At 47.5% G+C, this 18,639-nt stretch carries 16 protein-coding genes; 8 read left to right on the plus strand and 8 right to left on the minus strand.

Going from position 1 to position 18,639, the window contains the following annotated elements:
- Positions 1–44 precede the first annotated feature (44 nt).
- Positions 45–3,326 (plus strand): TonB-dependent receptor, encoded by a 3,282-nt coding sequence (locus WBG78_RS23395; protein WP_337328930.1) that lies wholly within the window; start codon positions 45–47, stop codon positions 3,324–3,326.
- A 324-nt stretch (positions 3,327–3,650) separates the two neighbouring features.
- Complete coding sequence (locus WBG78_RS23400) at positions 3,651–5,015, plus strand: transporter substrate-binding domain-containing protein (RefSeq protein WP_337328931.1); 1,365 nt, start codon at positions 3,651–3,653, stop codon at positions 5,013–5,015.
- Here WBG78_RS23400 and WBG78_RS23405 read toward each other — a convergent pair.
- Genes WBG78_RS23405 through WBG78_RS23415 form a run of 3 tightly spaced genes read right to left on the minus strand, consistent with a single transcriptional unit; the run spans position 4,960 to position 8,133 of the window.
- Positions 4,960–6,318 carry an FAD-dependent oxidoreductase gene (locus tag WBG78_RS23405; RefSeq protein ID WP_337328932.1) on the minus strand — a complete coding sequence of 453 codons (1,359 nt, stop codon included), beginning with the start codon at positions 6,316–6,318 and terminating at the stop codon, positions 4,960–4,962. The genes WBG78_RS23400 and WBG78_RS23405 overlap by 56 nt on opposite strands.
- Positions 6,315–7,595 carry a kynureninase gene (gene kynU, locus WBG78_RS23410; RefSeq protein WP_337328933.1) on the minus strand — a complete coding sequence of 427 codons (1,281 nt, stop codon included), beginning with the start codon at positions 7,593–7,595 and terminating at the stop codon, positions 6,315–6,317. The genes WBG78_RS23405 and kynU overlap by 4 nt, the downstream gene beginning before the upstream one ends.
- Before the next feature lie 7 nt (positions 7,596–7,602).
- Complete coding sequence (locus WBG78_RS23415; RefSeq protein WP_337328934.1) at positions 7,603–8,133, minus strand: 3-hydroxyanthranilate 3,4-dioxygenase; 531 nt, start codon at positions 8,131–8,133, stop codon at positions 7,603–7,605.
- Positions 8,134–8,298: 165 nt separating this feature from the next.
- Here WBG78_RS23415 and WBG78_RS23420 point away from each other — a divergent pair, with 165 nt between their 5' ends.
- Genes WBG78_RS23420 through WBG78_RS23440 form a run of 5 tightly spaced genes read left to right on the plus strand, consistent with a single transcriptional unit; the run spans position 8,299 to position 12,617 of the window.
- Entirely contained in the window at positions 8,299–9,084 is a 786-nt protein-coding gene (locus tag WBG78_RS23420; RefSeq protein ID WP_337328935.1) for an SDR family oxidoreductase, read from the plus strand.
- Between the two features lie 2 nt (positions 9,085–9,086).
- Entirely contained in the window at positions 9,087–10,529 is a 1,443-nt protein-coding gene (locus WBG78_RS23425) for an aldehyde dehydrogenase (RefSeq protein WP_337328936.1), read from the plus strand.
- 10 nt (positions 10,530–10,539) lie between these two features.
- Positions 10,540–11,208, plus strand: coding sequence for a nicotinamide riboside transporter PnuC (gene pnuC / locus WBG78_RS23430; protein ID WP_337328937.1), 669 nt, complete (start codon positions 10,540–10,542; stop codon positions 11,206–11,208).
- A 24-nt stretch (positions 11,209–11,232) separates the two neighbouring features.
- Positions 11,233–11,634: a VanZ family protein gene (locus WBG78_RS23435; protein WP_337328938.1), complete on the plus strand. Its 402-nt coding sequence runs from the start codon at positions 11,233–11,235 to the stop codon at positions 11,632–11,634.
- Between the two features lie 11 nt (positions 11,635–11,645).
- Entirely contained in the window at positions 11,646–12,617 is a 972-nt protein-coding gene (locus tag WBG78_RS23440; RefSeq protein ID WP_337328939.1) for an AAA family ATPase, read from the plus strand.
- On the opposite strand, the gene WBG78_RS23445 is transcribed toward WBG78_RS23440, so the two are convergent.
- From WBG78_RS23445 to WBG78_RS23460, 4 genes are all read right to left on the minus strand, one after another.
- Positions 12,501–13,871 carry an RNA polymerase sigma factor gene (locus tag WBG78_RS23445; RefSeq protein ID WP_337328940.1) on the minus strand — a complete coding sequence of 457 codons (1,371 nt, stop codon included), beginning with the start codon at positions 13,869–13,871 and terminating at the stop codon, positions 12,501–12,503. The genes WBG78_RS23440 and WBG78_RS23445 overlap by 117 nt on opposite strands.
- Positions 13,872–13,879: 8 nt before the next feature.
- Positions 13,880–14,326, minus strand: coding sequence for a nuclear transport factor 2 family protein (locus WBG78_RS23450; protein WP_337328941.1), 447 nt, complete (start codon positions 14,324–14,326; stop codon positions 13,880–13,882).
- 12 nt (positions 14,327–14,338) lie between these two features.
- Positions 14,339–14,677 carry a YciI family protein gene (locus tag WBG78_RS23455; RefSeq protein ID WP_337328942.1) on the minus strand — a complete coding sequence of 113 codons (339 nt, stop codon included), beginning with the start codon at positions 14,675–14,677 and terminating at the stop codon, positions 14,339–14,341.
- Between the two features lie 157 nt (positions 14,678–14,834).
- The gene (locus WBG78_RS23460; protein WP_337328943.1) at positions 14,835–16,103 is read right to left on the minus strand and encodes a sugar MFS transporter; all 1,269 of its coding nucleotides are present in this window, start codon (positions 16,101–16,103) and stop codon (positions 14,835–14,837) included.
- Between the two features lie 241 nt (positions 16,104–16,344).
- Here WBG78_RS23460 and WBG78_RS23465 point away from each other — a divergent pair, with 241 nt between their 5' ends.
- Positions 16,345–17,265 (plus strand): nucleotidyltransferase family protein, encoded by a 921-nt coding sequence (locus tag WBG78_RS23465; RefSeq protein WP_337328944.1) that lies wholly within the window; start codon positions 16,345–16,347, stop codon positions 17,263–17,265.
- A gap of 65 nt (positions 17,266–17,330) precedes the next feature.
- Here the strand turns inward: WBG78_RS23465 and WBG78_RS23470 are convergent, their stop codons facing one another.
- Positions 17,331–18,569, minus strand: coding sequence for a lipase family protein (locus WBG78_RS23470; RefSeq protein ID WP_337328945.1), 1,239 nt, complete (start codon positions 18,567–18,569; stop codon positions 17,331–17,333).
- Between the last annotated feature and the right edge of the window lie 70 nt (positions 18,570–18,639).

An 18,639-nucleotide genomic window follows, 5' to 3' on the forward strand; every position in this document is an offset into this window, starting at 1 on the left:
CTTACGGTACTTTTGCCGCTATCAATCTAACCTAAATTCATCATATGAGCAGACTTCTACTGATTGCAAGCTTCATGTTTGCGTCGCTTGGTGTGTGGGCTCAGGTAACAACTTCTTCTTTATCGGGCATGGTCACTGATACCAAAGGAGAAGCGTTACCAGGTGCTACCATCGTGGCAACTCACACGCCTTCCGGCACAAATTATGGAACGGTTTCACTCGCAAGCGGAAAATACACAATACCCGGTATGCGTGTTGGCGGTCCTTACACTGTCAAGGTATCCTTTGTAGGTTACAAAGATCAAACGTTTGAAGACATTTACCTTAGTCTGGGCGTTGCGGCAAACGTAAATGCGCAGTTGCCTGACGTAAGCACTGAATTGAGTGAAGTGGTGATCACATCGAGCCGCAACGACATCTTCAGTTCCGACCGTACAGGAGCAGCTTCGAATATCAACAATCGCACAATTCAATCTGTGCCAACAATCAGCAGAGGATTGCGCGATTTCTCCAAACTCAGTCCCTTTGCTAATACTGCGGGAAACGGAACTTCATTCGCAGGTACGAGCAACAGGTACAATCAATTTGCAATCGACGGTCTTGTAAGCAACGACGTATTTGGTCTGAGCCCTTCAGGAACAAACGGTGGTCAAACTGGTATTGAACCAATAAGCCTTGATGCAATCGAAGAGTTCACGCTTAACATTGCTCCTTATGATGTACGTCAAAGCGGATTTACTGGTGGGGGAATCAATGCAGTAACACGCAGTGGTTCCAATACGTTTCAAGGTTCAGCATACTATTTCGGCAACAATCAAAGTCTCGTTGGCAAGAACAATCCCAATACGAATGTAGAAGCTAAGTATCCGGACTATACAGACTATCAGGCTGGTTTTCGTGTAGGCGGGCCAATCATTAAGAACAAATTGTTCTTCTTTGTAAACGGTGAGATCACGCGCCAGAAGACACCATTGGCATTTGAGCCAGGTACACCTGAATCGAACATCACCGTTGACGAGGTTAACAGAGCCCTATTCACGCTTGGTCAAATTGCTCCGGGTTATGATCCAGGCTCTTATCAGGGCATCAGCGATGAGACCAACAGTAACAAGTTCCTTGTAAAACTGGACTGGAACATTTCGAGCAAGCATAAACTTTCCGTCCGCCACAGCTACACCTACGGTGAGAACATCGATAACAGCAGAACACCAAACCAATTGAGATTCTATAACAATGGTGTTTATTTTCCGTCGACAACGAACTCTACCGGCATTGAGTTGAACAGCATTTTCGGATCCGGCATCAGCAACCGCTTACTGGTTGGATATACCCGGGTGCGCGATGATCGCGAGCCATTGGGAAATCCGTTTCCTTATACTTTGATAAACCTTGGTGCGGCACCTACGGGAAGAACAATCATTTTTGGTGGTGAAAATTCCTCTGTCGCGAACCAGCTTGACCAGGATATCACAACCATTACCGATGATGTGACGCTTTTCAAGGGCAACCACACGCTCACATTTGGAACGCACAATGAGATCTATAGCTTCTACAACCTCTTTGTGCAGAACATCTTCGGAAACTATGCCTTCAAAACGCTGGAGGATTTTGAAACACAGGCGTCCGCAACACCGGTTGCACCGACGTTCTACCAGATCGGTTATTCATTTGCTGACGATGGTGCTTATCAAACCTCAGGTGGAGCTTCCTTCAAGGCGCTGCAACTGGGTCTCTATGCGCAGGATGAGTTTCAGGCAACACAAAATGTGAAAGTCACCGCTGGCCTCCGTCTGGACCTGCCGATCTTTCCTGATTCACCGGAAGCTAACGACGACTTCAATAATAAGTATGGCAGCGAAGGCATGACCGGCGAAGTTCCTGAAACAAGAATTCTGTGGTCACCCCGCGTTGGTTTTAACTGGGACGTTAACGGAGACAAAACAACACAGGTACGTGGCGGAACCGGTCTCTTTACCGGACGTGTTCCTTTTGTTTGGGTGTCGAACCAGTATTCAAACAACGGTATGCTTAACGGAACGTACAGCACAGGTAGCTCTGCATCAAGTGCGAACCCGCTTACAAATGGTATTAAATACAGCACCGATCCATTCAATCAGCCAACAGCTGAAGACATTGGCGCTACACCAGGCCGCGGTGCAATCAACGTAATTGCAAACAACTTTAAATTCCCTCAGGTTTTCAGAAGCAACGTTGCAGTTGATCAACGACTACCTGGCGGGCTTGTGGCAACTGTCGAAGCCATATTCAACAAAACGCTCAACAACGTAAACTTCACAAACCTTAACCGGGTACAGCAGGAGGGATTTGTTCTGGCCGGAGTGGACACAAGACCCAGATACACAACTACAAGCACGTCGCCCACTAACTCCGGATACAACAGCGCTGCGCGCGTTGATGGAACATATGATGAAATTATCAAGATTGAGAACACGAACAAAGGCTACACCTATAACTTCATGGTTCAGCTGGTAAAGGAGCTTGAGCACGGATTTTCAGGGTCTATAGCTTACTCATATGGAGATTCATATGATCTCAATTCCGGAACTTCGAGCGTTGCTTATTCAAACTGGAGATTTGCAAACAATGTAAACGGACTTAACGCATTGCCTAATACGCGAAGCAACTACAGCCCCGGATCAAGGGTAGTAGGTCTCGTATCTTATCGCAAGGAGTACCTGGACAACCATATGGCAACCCAGATTTCCCTCTTCTACAATGGACAGTCCGGCCAGGCTATCTCATATCGTTACAATGGTGACCTCAACTACGATGGTACATCGAACGATTTGATTTATGTGCCCGCGTCACAGTCTGAAATCAACCTTGTGTCTTATACTGTTGGCAGTGGAGCTGATCAAAAGACAGTTACCCCGGATGAGCAATGGGCACAACTTGATGCATTCATCCAGGGAGATAAGTATTTGAATGAACGCAGAGGAGAGTATGCAGAACGAAACGGATCACGCATGCCATTCCAGCATCAGTTCGATCTGAGAATTCTGCAAGAGTTCGCCATAAAAGCAGGTAACTCCTCGAACAAGCTTCAGCTTTCTTTTGACATTCTGAATGTTGGCAACATGCTGAACAAGGATTGGGGCAGGCAATACCTTCTTGCAAACCAGGAATTTGCACTCATTAACTACCTTGGTCTGACTGATTCAGATCCGACTGCAGGTGTCAACTATTCGTCAAATACGCCGCGGTTTACATATAACCCAGCGTTGACGAATGGTGATGCATGGAGCGCGTCTGACCTGTTATCTCGCTGGAGAGCACAGTTTGGAATCCGCTACATCTTTAACTAGCCCCGGAAGTCAATAAATTTTCATCAAGGGTGGCCTCACAGGCCACCCTTTTTTATTGCGTGTTTGGCGGCTTTAATGCATTTACAACGGCATGGCTACCTATCGGAGGGCGATGACACAACTCAATTTGTTGTATTCTGCGTCGCTCAATCGTTTACAACGGTAGGGCTTGTGGTTTTTTGTTAACGCAGAAATCCGTAAATTCGGAGTTCTATGAAGGCTTTTTCAAAGATCTTCGTGACTGCTGGACTGGTGCTGATTTGCTTTTCATGCGAAAAAACACCGAATTTCCCTGTTTTTGGGGAACCGCAAGTTCAATTGGACTTGGACGCAATCGTCAAACGAGGGTATATAAATGCTCTTGTCGATAACAATTCCTTCAGTTACTTCATTTACAAAGGTCATCCGCTCGGTTATGAATACGAGCTGCTGCAATTGCTGGCCAAACAGTTGAATGTCGCGCTCAAAATAAAAGTTACTTCCGGTGTTGAGACTGCTATTGAACAACTGAACCTCGGCGAATGCGACATCATTGCATTTCCGCTTACAATAACCAAGTCGACCCGAAAGTACGTTGAGTTCTCACGGCCTCATTATAATACCTATCCTGTTCTTGTGCAGCGCAAGCCACAGAACTGGAGGAAGCTTTCACTCGATGAGATCAATAACAACCTTATACGCGACCCGGTAGACCTTATCGGAAAGCACGTTTACGTAATGGAGGGTTCAAGTCACCAGGTGAGATTGCAACACCTTTCTGAAGAGCTCGGTGGCGACATCGTGATATCAACGGATTCATTGACAGCAGAGAGCGAATCGCTGATCCGGCGCGTGGCATTGGGTGAAATTGATTATACAGTTGCCGATCATATCATGGCACGGGTCAATTCGGCTTATTATCCAAACCTGGATATCAACACCGTGTTGAATGTCCCTCAGCAGGTAGCCTGGGGAGTTCGAAAGAATGCACCCGGTCTGAAGAAGGCCATCGACGACTGGTTGGTGAGGATCAAGCAGCAGCCAACGTTCATGGTTATCTATAACAAGTACTTCCGTAATCCTCGAACAGCACTTACGCATTTGCAGAGTGATTATTCATCCCTGGGAGGAAATAAATTGTCGCCGTACGATGACATGATTCAGGCTGGTGCGGCGCAGCTTGGATGGGACTGGCGTTTGCTGGCCTCCGTGGTATACCAGGAATCAAAGTTTGATCCTGTAGGCGAATCATGGGCCGGTGCCCGTGGTCTGATGCAGCTTATGCCTGAAACGGCCAAACGATTTGGTGCAACCAACGTGAATGATCCCGAAGAGAGTCTCAAAGCAGGCGTCAAGTACCTGGTGTATCTTCAAAAATACTGGACCAAGAGAATTGATAAACCTGAAGACCGGATCAAGTTCATACTTGCCTCATACAATACCGGTCTGTCACATATTCTGGATGCGCGAAAGCTTTGTGTGAAGTATCAGCGTAACGAACAATCCTGGGCTGATGTTGAGGAGTTTCTTCTGAAGAAATCAGATCCGAAATATTATAAAGATCCCGTGGTTGTAACGGGCTATTGCAAATGTGAAGAGCCAGTTAACTATGTACGTGATATCCTCGCGCGATATGAGGAGTACAAGATTCACATTAGTCCCCCATTATTTGATGCAGGATCGGTTGGAAGTCTGACGTCTGCCAAATAGCGTCGATGTTAGGGATCTGCATTACGCGGTCCATGATCTTCTTTTGCTCCTGACCCTGCCTTACAGCTTCGGAGTAGCGAATCTCTTCGTGGAAGGTCACCATTGAATACAATGGAATCCAACGTAATGGATATAGCTCGTGAATTTTTGCCTCTATCTTCTTACGCAATAGAAATTCTGGATCTGCAACGAGGTCGCGCATTTCGATGAAGTTGTCTAAAGCGAGGCCCGCGATAGCGTCTGTATCCGGTTTGCGACTCTTTTCAAATTCCGGAAGTACCCGTTCAAGGTCATTGTTGAATTTTCCCAAAAGTTCGTTCAGCACTCTGCAATCTTCAAAGCCGGCGTTCATTCCCTGTCCATAGAATGGGACAATGGCATGTGCTGCATCTCCAATGAGAAATGTTTCATTGACATGCCATGGATAGCAACGCACTGTTACGAGTGAAGATGTTGGATTTTCTATAAACTGATCGCGCAGGTCAGGGATGAGCTTGAGGACATCGGGAAACATCTTCGAAAAGAAGTCTTCAAACAGTGAGGCGTCTTTCAGACTTTCGAAGGATGGCGTTCCCTGGAAGGGAAAGAACAGTGTGCCGGTGAATGAGCCATCAAGGTTAGGAAGTGCAATCAGCATGTAGCTTTCCCGCGGCCAGATATGCAGGGCATTCTTTGCCATAGCGAAGTCGCCACCGGCGTTCGCAGGGATATGAAACTCTTTGTAGCCATGTTCGATGTAGTCCTGGCTATAATCAAAGCGATCCGTCAACTGCATGGCCAGACGCGCTGTCGAGAACGCGCCATCTGCACCAATGATAGCATCCAGCTTTTTGTTAAACGATGATCCTCCGTTTTGTAGTGTGAGCACAGATTGATCCATGTCAACATGGAGACAACGATGGTCGAAGAAGAATTGTATGCCTCTTGATTCGGCGGCATCAATCAACAGTTTGTTTAACTCAGTGCGTGAGACTGAATTAATAAACTGTCCTTCTTTGCCATAAGGCTGAAACGTGAGGTTGCCTTTAAGGTCGTGCATCATCCGGCCTGTCATAGGAATGGCAGTTTGCTGCAGTACATGGCCCAGTCCGACTTCCTCAAGCGCTTTGATGCCGCGTCGGCTAAGCGCCAGATTAATAGAGCGCCCGCCATCGATCTTATGAATGCGTGGATCTTTTCGTCGCTCATAAACACTAACCCGGTAACCACGTTCAACGAGGTAGAGTGACATCAGTGAACCCACAAGGCCACCGCCGATAATACCAATTTGTTTTTCGGACGTCATTTCCTGTTCACTATTCACCACTTCAGTTTATCTATCTCTTTTTTGAAAGTTGTAGCAAAAACATATACATCTTCATACGTATTATAAAACGGCACCGGGGCAGCGCGGATCACGTTGGGTTCTCTCCAGTCGGTAATAATTCCATTGCGCAGCAAAGCATCTGATATCTTTTTGCCGTGACCTTTCATGAAGATGGATAGCTGACATCCGCGTTGCTTCGGGTCATCAGGGGTTATGATGCTGAAGTAGCGATTATCAGCGTTGATCTTTTGCAGCCAATATTCCAGGTAGCCCGTGAGTTGCACACTCTTCTTTCGAAGGGCGCTCATTCCTGCGTTGTCGAATAGTTCGAGAGCTGAGAGAAGTGCCGCAGCCTGGAAGATAGGTACGTTTGAAACCTGCCAGCCGTCAGCCCCGGGCATAGGAATAAATCCCTTCTTCATCTGGAAACGTTCGCCCTCGTCGTGCCCCCACCATCCAGCGAGCCGCGGAAGCGTTCTGTCATGTGCGTATTTCTCGTGTACGTAAGCACCTGCCAAAGCACCTGGTCCAGCGTTCAGATATTTGTAGCTGCACCAGACAGCGAAGTCGACGTTGTCGCGATGTAGCGATAGAGGAACATTACCAATGGCATGTGCGAGATCGAATCCAGCGATAGCCCCAACGTTGTGCGCCGCTGCTGTAATCTTTTTTATATCGAAGAACTGACCAGTATAATATTGAATTCCGCCCAGTAGTACCAGCGCGAGCGAGTCGCCATTCTTAATGATAGTGTTTACTATGTCACTCGTGCGCAATGTATTCTCACCTGCACGAGGTGAAATCTCGACCAGTGCATTTGAAGGATCGAGTCCGTGCCATTTCAACTGAGTTTCTAATGCGTATTGATCAGAAGAAAATGCGCCTGCCTCTGCTATTATCCTGAATCTTGATTTCGTTGGCTGGTAGAAACTGGCCATCATCAAGTGCAGATTCACCGTCAATTGATTCATGGCCACCACTTCAGAGGGCCTAGCGCCAGTCAGGCGGGCCAATGATTTTTTGGCAAGCCGGTGGTAATAAAGCCAAGGACGTTTAGCATGAAAGTGACCCTCAACGCCAAGGTTGGCCCAATCATCAAGCTCCTGCCTGATATACTGACTGGTGCTTTGAGGCTGAAGGCCCAAAGAGTTACCCGTGAAATAAACAGAGTTCTTTCCCTTGATCTTCGGTATTTTGAATGAAGACCGGTAAGATCGAAGAGGATCGGTGCGATCGAGCTGCCGTGCGAACTTGAGACTGTCCTCGAATTTCATTTGCCTGTCAGACAAAACGGGGATCAGCTTCCATTACAGTGCCGCACTTTTTACAGGTGCGAAATTCTTTTGATCCATAGAATTCACGGAAGCGTGGAAGAAAGTCCTTCTCTATGTTGTCAAGATGGAAGCGGTATTCGTGGAGGAGGTTGTTACACTTCTCGCAGTACCATTGCAAGCCATCAAGCATATTCGGGTCTTCTCGTTTGCACTCAATCACCAGTCCTACGGTGTTAGCCGGACGCGCTGGCTGATGAGGAACGCGGGATGGAAGCAGGAACATTTCCCCCTCTCTGATTGGAATCTCAACGGCTTTGCCGTCCTCCTGAATGGTGACTTTGATATCTCCTTCGAGCTGATAAAACAGCTCTTCTGTTTCGTTAAAATGAAAGTCTTTGCGCGCGTTTGGGCCACCGACTACCATCACGATGTAGTCGCCCGCGTCTGCATAAAGATTCTTGTTGCCAACGGGTGGTTTGAGCAGATCGCGATTGTCTGCAATCCATTGTTTTACATTGAAAGGTCTGCGTATGGCCATGGTCTAAAAGTTCTATGTCGGATGGCATTCAAACCGACATTTATTCACTAAAATTACTAAGTTTTTTCGGAACACTTTATTTGTCGATTTGATTTCGCAGAACGTGCGGCAGCGTAGCTGCTGGCTCCAAATCAACAAATCAACAGGTCAACAAATCAACAAATAATGAATCTGGATCTGACGGGCAAGCGGGCAATTGTGTGCGGAAGCACGCAGGGAATAGGAAAGGCCAGTGCATTGGAATTGGCGTCAATGGGAGCGCATGTTACGCTGATCGCGCGCAACGAAGAAAAGTTGATTGAAATTGCCAGGGCGCTGGACACACGGGCTGCACAACGGCATGGATACATCGTGGCCGACTTTTCAGATCCCGTCAGTCTTAGGGAAAGAGTTGATCGCTATCTTATTGATAACCCTGTTCAGATTCTGATTAATAACACTGGTGGTCCACCGCCAGGCCCTTTGCTGGATGCAAGACCGGAGGCCTTCATTAAAGCATACACAGAACATCTTGTTTGCAATCAATTGCTGGCACAGGCAGTGATTCCGGTGATGAAACGCGAAGGCTACGGGCGAATTATCAACATTATCTCGACTTCTGTTAAAGCTCCTCTCAGAAACATGGGTGTTTCAAACACGACGCGTGGGGCTGTAGCGAACTGGGCAAAGACCCTTTCTTTTGAGGTAGCACCGTTCAACATTACTGTGAATAACGTATTGCCCGGAGCAACGCTCACACAGCGGCTTGAATCTATTATGGAAGAGAGGGCTGGCAGAGTTGGCAAAACATTTCAAGAAGTCAAGGCACTTACGGCAGCTGAGGTTCCGGCAGGACGTATAGGCACTGCTGAAGAAGTGGCCGCCGCCGTTGCATTTCTGGCGTCGCCCGCTGCATCGTATATCAATGGTATCAACATACCTGTTGACGGAGGGCGCACAGGAAACTTGTAAGAATGGAGCGTATCTTGAACTATATACACGGGGACCTCGTACCTGCAGCATCGGGTGCGTTTATGGACAACTATGATCCCGCTACGGGCAGAGTATACAGCGTCGTCCCAGATTCCGAGTCGCCTGATATTAACCGCGCCGTTGAAGCTGCGCATGCAGCATCTGCGCGATGGCAAAGCATGGGCATCGCAGGTCGATCAAAAATTCTTAATAAACTTGCTGATATGCTCGAGGGAGATGCGGAATCGTTCGCTCTTGCCGAAAGCATGGATTCAGGAAAGACGCTTACGCTAGCCCGGACGTTAGACATTCCACGTGCTATTGCTAACATTCGCTTCTTTGCATCGGCAATTATGCATGAGTCCAGCGATGCACACATCACCGATCACACGGCGATCAATTATACCGAACGGGTGCCAGTTGGTGTAGCAGGATGTATCTCTCCGTGGAACCTGCCTCTTTATTTGTTCACATGGAAAGTAGCGCCTGCCCTTGCGGCTGGGTGCACCGTAGTGGCCAAGCCATCAGAACTTACGCCAATGACTGCCTATCTTTTCTCAAAGCTATGCGCCGAGGCTGAGCTTCCACCCGGAGTTCTGAATGTAGTACACGGAGCAGGCAGTAAAGCGGGCCATGAAATAGTAGCGCATCCTGGTGTGAAAGCTGTATCGTTCACTGGCGGAACGGCAACCGGGAAAAAGATTGCCGCAGTTGCAGCGCCGACGTTCAAAAAGCTGTCGCTGGAACTCGGAGGGAAGAACCCTTCAATCATCTTCGCAGACTGCGATTTTGAACAAGCGCTGAACGTATCGGTGCAGGCGTCTTTTACGAACCAGGGCGAGATTTGCCTTTGTGGGTCCCGCATTCTCGTTGAAGCATCAATCTATGAACGCTTCGTGAAGACATTTGTTGAGCGCGCCAGCAAGCTCACCGTTGGTGATCCATTACACCATGACATTAATGTTGGCGCATTGATTTCTTCTGCGCATAGGGATAAGGTTATGTCCTATATTTCACTTGCAAGAGAAGAAGGCGGCTCTGTGCTTTGCGGAGGAGAGATTGTCCATGTATCCGGCCGTTGCTCAGGCGGCTATTTCGTTGCGCCAACAGTTATCACAGGCCTTACTCAGCAATGCCATACCAATCAGGATGAAATATTTGGACCAGTAGTAACGATAGCTCCGTTTGAAACAGAATCAGAAGCGATTGCGATGGCCAACAGCACGCGCTATGGCCTTGCCGCCTCCATATGGACAGAGAACCTTCGAAAGGCCCATCGTGTTTCTTCTGCAGTGCAATGCGGCATCATCTGGGTGAACTGCTGGTTGTTCCGCGATCTTCGCACTCCTTTTGGCGGCATGAAGGATTCGGGCGTAGGACGAGAGGGAGGCTGGAATGCGCTGAACTTCTTTACGGAAGCAAAAAATGTGTGCATCAAACTGTAAATACTGATACGTGAATTTCTTCGACATCAAAAACGTCCTGTTTACAGTTTTGGGATATGAGATGAGCTACCTGGAGTTCTTCGCTGCTCTTGCCGGGCTCATCGCGGTATGGCTATCCGCACAGACAAACATTTGGAGCTGGCCCATAGGTATTATCAATGTGGTGCTGGCCTTCTTTCTCTTTTACCAGGTTCAACTTTATCCGGATATGTTCCTGCAGGTATTCTTCCTTATTACCAACATTATAGGATGGTGGCGTTGGGCGAATCCCAGGCCTGGAGAGGAAAACAAACGCAACGAACTACGAGCAAGTTTTATGGGCTGGCAACGCTTTTCAAAACTCACAGCGATCGGCGTTGTTGGAACTTATTTACTTGGAACATTTGCCGAGAATCTGCATGAGTTACTGCCCAGCTTGTTTGCAATTCCGTCCGCCTATCCCTATGCTGACTCCTTTGTTACTGTGATGAGCATTGTTACCACATTCTACATGATTGAAAAGAAGATTGAATCATGGATTATCTGGATTATTGTTGATGCCCTGGCCACGTACCTGTATTTTTCCAAGGGAATAAAGCTCTATGCGCTGGAGTATCTGGTCTTTTGCATTATCGCATCTTATGGACTGTGGAACTGGATTCGCGAAAAGAATACACCGAGGGTCGCGCCGGCGCAGTAGAATCAATTCAAATTACAACAGCTGATGAGCATACGTATAAAGTCGTTCTGGCCTGGGATTGTTATGTTGATAGTAGCGACAGTATTGTTTTGCATTCCGGGTAATCAGTTGCCTGATGAGGATTGGCTGGGCGAGATCAGTGCAGATAAGATCGTTCACGTTGGACTCTTTGCTGCCCTTGTCGCACTGTGGGGACTTCCTTTTGTTTATCGCTCTGCCTCTGGTGAAATCCGAACGCTGAAACGAGCTCTGCTGCTGATAGTCGTAATCGCCATCCTGTACGGAATTGCCATTGAGTTTATCCAGGGTGCCTATATCCCCAACAGAACCTACTCGCTGGCCGACATGGTGGCTGATACCTTGGGCAGCCTTATTGGTGGAGTGTTTGTCAATCGCCAGGTGCCGAAGAAGGCGAATCACATATAAAAATAGTTTCGATGGTCCGTGGCCTGGTCATTGGTAAATTCATGCCTGTACACAAGGGTCATATCGCCCTGGTCGAGTGCGCGTGTAGCCATTGCGATGAGGTGATAGTTTCAATGAGCTATACCCCTCATGATCCAATTCCCGGTGATGTTCGTTTCGATTGGGTACGTAAGTCCCTTGCTCATTTGCCGAAGGCAAAGTCGTTTAAGGTTCTCGATGACTTTGATGACGAAACACTTCCACTTGAAGATCGCACAAAAATCTGGAGCGACTTCATTCGTCGTACTTATCCTGTCGTAGATGTGGTGGTGAGCTCCGAAGAATACGGTGAGCCGTTCGCATATCACCTGGGCGCAAAACATCTGCTATTTGATAGCGACCGAAAGCGAATCCCTGTGTCGGCAACGATGATCCGATCGAAGCCATTGACCTATTGGAATTTCATTGCCGAGCCCGCGCGATACTATTTTGTTAAGAAGATTTGCGTGTATGGCGCAGAAAGTACAGGTAAATCAACACTTACAATCCGGCTCGCTGAACGATTCAATACTTCATTTGTGCCGGAAGTTGCGCGGGAGATGCTCATCAGTAACGATTTCAACGTTAATGATATCATAGAAATTGGAAAAGCTCATGATAAGCGTGTTGAGGAAAAGACACGTGAGGCAAACAGGCTGCTCTTCTGTGACACGGATGTGATCACCACGCAAATCTATTCTAAACACTATCTCGGAGTTGTACCACAGATACTTTTAGAGCTGGAAGAAAAGACGAGCTATGCATTGTATTTCCTGCTTGATGTCGATGTGCCGTGGGTCGCAGATGGTCTCCGTGACCTGGGGGACCGGCGCGAGGAGATGATGGAGCTATTCCGCACCGCGCTCACTGAAAGAAACATTCCTTTTGTCGCCATCCGCGGCGACTTTGCCGCGCGCGAAGCGTCTATGGTTGCCGTTGTAAACGACGTATTGGCGAGATATTGATGAAAGTTCGGACTGCTTTAAGGCGAGCAGATTTCTTTCAGCATTCGAAGCAGTAAGACCCGAAGCTTTATCATAACAGCGTTTCGCCTCGGTTTCATTTCCGCTGCGTGCATAGAAGTCGCCCATGGCAGCATGATAAAGATAGTGATCGTCTAATCCTTCAATCTGTTTCAGCGCTTCCAGTCCCGACGATGGCGATTTACTGTAGCCTGTTGCGATAGCAAGGTTCAGCGACACAATCGGACCGGGCTTCATGCCGGCCAGAATCGCATACAGTTCAGCAATAAGGGTCCAGTCGGTTTCTTCGAAGGTTTTAGCTCGCGTGTGGCAGCCAGCTATAGCCGCTTCAATGTGATAAACCGAAACATGATCACCGCCGGCGGACTGTTCAAGAAAATACTTTCCACGATCGATAAGTGATGAGCTCCACTTTGACCGATCCTGGTCCTTCAACAGGACGATTGATCCATCAGAACTGATTCGCGCATCCTCACGCGACGCCTGAAAGCAAAATAGTGCGAGTAGTGCACGAGTGTCGGCAGTGTCTGTGATGGCATTTCGGGTGAGGAGAATACACAAACGAATTGCCTCTTCACACAAATCATGTCGGATTAGCTGGTTTGGATGCGAAGAATTGTATCCCTCGTTGAATAGCAGATAAAGTGAATGAAGGACAGCATCCATGCGTCCGGTCATTGCAGCAGGCAGCGGCGCCTCCAACGAAATCTTCTCGTCCCTGATTTTTTCACGTGCCCGATAGAGGCGTTTTGTGATTACGTCCTGGGATGTAAGAAAGCAGTTGGCGATCTCCAGAATACTCAGCCCGCACAATGTTTTTAACGTAAGGGCTATCTGGGACTCGTATGGAATCGCAGGATGGCAGCAGGCGAATATCATTCGGAGCTGACTGTCTTCAATCTCATTCTGCAGGAATGAACTATCCAGTGTTGGAGTCAACGTCCATTCGGAACGCAATGCCTCGTGAATATATTCTGAATGTTGAGCCTGAAGCCGATGCTTTCTAATGGCGTCAATTGCTTTTCGCTTTGCAACAGTGTATAGCCAGGCTGATGGATTGTCAGGAATGCCCTTGAACTTCCAGGCCGACATCGCTTTTAGCAACGTATCCTGAACAATGTCTTCCGCCAGATCGAGAGATTGAAAGCCCAGCAAACGCGTCAACACGGCGGCCATCTTTCCCGCTTCGTGCCGGAACAGATGGCCGATAAGTTGATTGACCTGATTATCGAGCATTCATAAATTTACTCATTTTCGAGATCATAGTAGGTCGCATCGCGAGTGATGAGTCCGTCATCGAAAGTGAGTACCGTAATAATAGGCAGGCTGAAAGATGTACCTCCGTCCATAGTGCCATGCGAGGTGAATTGAACGATCACCGCTTCACCGTCAACATGTACACTGGTCACCTCGTCTTTAATATCCGGAAACATCTGTTGCATACCCTGATACTTATCAACGATTTCTTTGTGCGACTGCTTTACAAAGCTTTTACCCAGCGATGGATCAAGAAAGTCAGCGCCCTCGGCGTAGTAGTCAGCCATCTTTTGCCAATCGTGTTTGTTAAAAGCATCGAACATGGCCAGAGCGGTTTCCTTATTGGTGTCCGGGGATTCTACCTGTTGCTGTTCGCGGCAACCGGCAATCATCATCACGACGGTGATCAAATAGATGCCAGGATCGAAGTCCATAGTCAAATGATCTTAATCAAATTTCACTACCTCCCGGACTTCTACGATACCGTTGAGTTCGTAGTCTGGACAATCCTTTGCCAGCTTAGTTGCCTCATCGAGGTCTTTCGCCAGAATAACAAAATAACCTCCCACTACTTCCTTGGATTCAGCGTATGGACCATCCGTTACCACCTTTTTGGGGCCGGTTACAGTTTTGCCGCCTGGCATGAGCGCCTCACCAGAGACATAACGTTTTTCATTTTTCATTTTCTCCACCCATTCGAACCACTTCTGCATGTGTGCTTGCTGCTTTTCAGGTGAGAGGTGACTGGGGTCGCCGCCCAGGAACAGGAACATGTACTTTTCCATGATTAAGAGTTTTTGGTTGATAATAATTTACTACATGACGGTCCAATCCTCTGCATATGGACAGTTGTCAGAAAATATTTTTTAAAAAAATAAGGGCCCTCACGGGCCCCATGCACTAAGTGCTATTAATCGATCAAAATGACTTTAATATTAAATCCTAAGCGGTCTTGCCAGCCCTGTGACCCTTGAGAGCAAAGTACAGGATGTACAAATAGCAAGGGATCATCATTACATACGCGAGCTGCGACGAGCTGTGCAGCGAAAGCCAGCCATAAACCAAAGGAAGGATGGCGCCACCTGCGATACCCATCACAAGCAATGCCGAACCGATCTTCGTAAACTTACCGAGGCCATCGATACCCAGAGGGAAGATCGCAGGCCACATCAGCGAATTGGCAAGACCAAGGGAGGCGATAAAGAAGACTGAAACGTAACCGCTTGTAGTTACGGCCAACACGGTAAAGATTACCCCAAGGATAGCGCACCACTTCAGGGCCGCCGACTGCGAGATATATTTTGGAATGGCGAAAATACCTACGACATATCCCAGGAGCATGAACGACAGGGTGTATTGAGTGAAGAACCTCGCATCAGCAATGCTTATTCCGAGAGAAATACCATAGCTGATAATCGTATCACCAGCCATAACCTCAACTCCAACATAAAGGAAGATAGCGGCCATGCCAAGGAGTACGTGTGGAAACTGAAACACACTTGTTTTTGTCGTGGATAGTTTGGTTTCAGGTCCTGCATCGCCTCCGTCATCCTGAATGTCGGGAAGATTGGAAAAGAGGATTGCGACAGCTAGAAGTACTAACACGCCGGCTATCATAGCATAAGGCAAAATGACGCGGGATGCGAGCTCGTTCAAGGTTTCAACCTTCGTGGCAGCATCCATTGTTTTCAGACTTTCAACCAATGTATCGGTATTTTTCAGAGCTATTGCGCCGAAAATCAGACCCGCCAGGATACCAGCGACCTTATTACAGATACCCATCATGCTGATCCGCGACCCTGCGCTTTCAATCGGACCGATGATAGAGACGTATGGATTCTGCGCTGTTTGCAGTAGCGCTGAACCTGTACCAAGTATGAACAATGCTGTCAGGAACATGCTAAAGTTTCTGCTCTGTGCCGCGGGAACAAACAGAATTGCACCCAGCGCCATCACCATCAGGCCCGCAGCCATCCCCTTCTTATAGCCAGTTGCCTTCAGAACGAAAGAAGACGGAATTGCCATCGCCGCATAGGCTATAAAGAAAGAAGTAGCGACCAGGAATGATTGCAGGTCGGTCTGTAATTCACACGCAATTTTGAAGTAGGGAATCAGCGTTCCGTTCACCCAGGTGACAAATCCCAGCACGAAGTACAAGGCACCGAGAATGATCATGGAAAGGGCGTAGGACGACTTTGGTTGCGCACTCATGGCTATTAATTTATAAGTTTTGAAAGCGTAGTTGCCGATTAACGTGGAGGACCATTATCGGTAAATTGAGTTAAAAGTATATTTTTGCCCCCTGATCAATACACTTTTTGGAACTGATCATAAGAAAGCGGCATTTTTTTGGGTTGCCAGATCACTTGTTCAAGCGCCCTTTAGCCGCGTCAAAACTTACATGTTTGCGCAAACACCGTTCAACTCGAAGTTGGAAATAAACTAAAACACAATGGACACACCAAATAATCGTGGAAAAAAACTCGCTTTACTCGTACTGGCAGCTGGCATTGGTAGTCGTTATGGAGGCATAAAACAAATCGATGGATTCGGTCCAAATGGTGAAACCATCATGGACTATTCGCTTTACGATGCCGTAAAGGCAGGATTTACCAAAGTGGTGTTCATAGTTCGCGACGAGATTCTCGATGCAGTAAAGGAAAAGTTTCTTCCAAAGCTTCAGGGGAAGGTAGAAGTCGAATTTGTTGTCCAGTCGCTCGATAAGATGGTGGATCCCGAGTTCCGCAACCCGGAGCGGGCGAAGCCCTGGGGAACTGGCCATGCAATGCTCTGTGCCAGAAATGTCATCAACGAACCATTCGTCGCAATCAATGCCGACGACTTTTACGGACGCAAGTCATTTGAATCGGTAGCCTCTTTTTTCAATGGCGATAAGTCAAAGGACAACGCCATGGTGGGGTATACTTTGAAGAACGTCTTGTCGGAACACGGAAGCGTATCGCGCGGTTGTGGAGAGCAGGATGCCGCCGGTTATCTTACATCAGTTGTTGAACGGACGACAATTGTAAAAGAAAACGGAAAGATCATCGCGAAAGAAAAGGAAGGCGATCTGGTTATGAGTCCCGAAACTCCTACGTCAATGAACTTCTGGGGATTTCAACCCGATCTTTTTGATTACACAGACAAACTGTTCCGCGATTTCCTGAAGAACAATAAGTCAAACCTGAAAGCGGAGTTTTACATTCCTATCATCGTCAATGAGCTGATCCATTCGAATAAAGGGCGCGTCAAGATTCTGGAAGGAAGCAATACCTGGTTTGGTGTTACCTACAAGGAAGACAAGGAGGAGGTTTCAAGACGGATCAAAGAACTCGTGAACTCAGGGGAATATCCCAAAGACCTCTGGGGTTAATTCGATAGTTACCACCTGAATGAGGAGGACACGTTTCACTTTTAGGGCTGTTAGTTAAATTAGAATTATTTCAGGGCTGATATTTTGATTAGCAGATCTGCAACGTATGGAGTAACCGCACTAAGGTGATCCCCGGGCAATGGCGTAAGAGAAACAATGTCAGTACTGGTGCCATTTCCAATTAAAACGTCATAGGTATGTTTTGAATTTTCAAAAGGCACGGTTGTGTCAGATGTTCCGTGATACATGAACATCCGCTTCGTGGGTTTCCAGTCTGTCAGTGAATTCTGCTTAAACGCATCCGCCAGATACTTATACCTTGTATCTGTAAGCAAACCTGTTCGTAATTCCGGTTGTATAAGGGCCCCTACGTCAGTGGTTAATTGACTGTTGATTTCACCAAAACCCTTTAGATTGTCAAACAGGCCAGGCATACGGCTGGCGTACGGCTCCTGGAAAAAATCTGTAAGTACAGTGTTAAAACCATAAGTATGCTGATAAGCCAGGGTTATGTATCCAAGATAAAATGGATATTCGTATGTATTCATCGCAAATAGACGCTCTTGTATGTCCTGCAGGTCGTAAGCGCCGGCTCCAGGAAAAGAAGCGGTAAGTTCAAGGTACCCTACGCCATCGGCCTCAATGGCTTTATGAGTTGCCATCGTGACGTATCCTCCCTCAGAATATCCGGCCAGAAACAATTTCTTGTCGAGCGTTACATTCTTTTCTTCTGCGAGCTCTATTGCCGCATGTAACATGTCTATAACTGAAGCAGCGAGGGCGTCCTCTACAAAGAACGGATGAAAGGTTGATGATGTCGAACCGTATCCAACGTAGTCTGGGATAACCGTAACAAATCCGGACGATGAAAAGGCACCCGCTACCAGAGTCTCCGGCTTGCTAACAGAAAAATTCGATGGCGCATCTGCGTCGCGTGTGATGGTTGCATGCTGATAACTTATGACAGGAGCTGCTGCGCCCGACTTAGGGAGCGATATCAAACCCGACGCAACGAGGTTGACACCTTTGTATTCTGTATTGTACTTCACCTTGTAGATATCCACATCGCCCACGAACTCGCTGACGTTGATATCAAGCCCTGAAAGCTTTGCGATAGCCTGGATCTGAGTCGCGGAAAGCGTATACACCAGCGTCGCGTCAACTAACGCATGGGGTTCCTCAGATTGTGGATCATTCCCATCATTCTGACACGCGACAGTGCCTAGAAGAATTGCTGCCAACAGGACGCAACGTACAAAGTCGCCGTTGTATCTGTGTGATATATGAAGAACCCGTGTAATCATTGCATTTTCAAAGTGACCATTTAGCATCTCAATCCTCTCTTTAACTTTCTTGTCCCAAGGTTATCGTCTT

Origin of the sequence: Chryseolinea sp. T2 (assembly GCF_037203685.1) — a bacterium.
GTDB lineage: Bacteria > Bacteroidota > Bacteroidia > Cytophagales > Cyclobacteriaceae > Chryseolinea.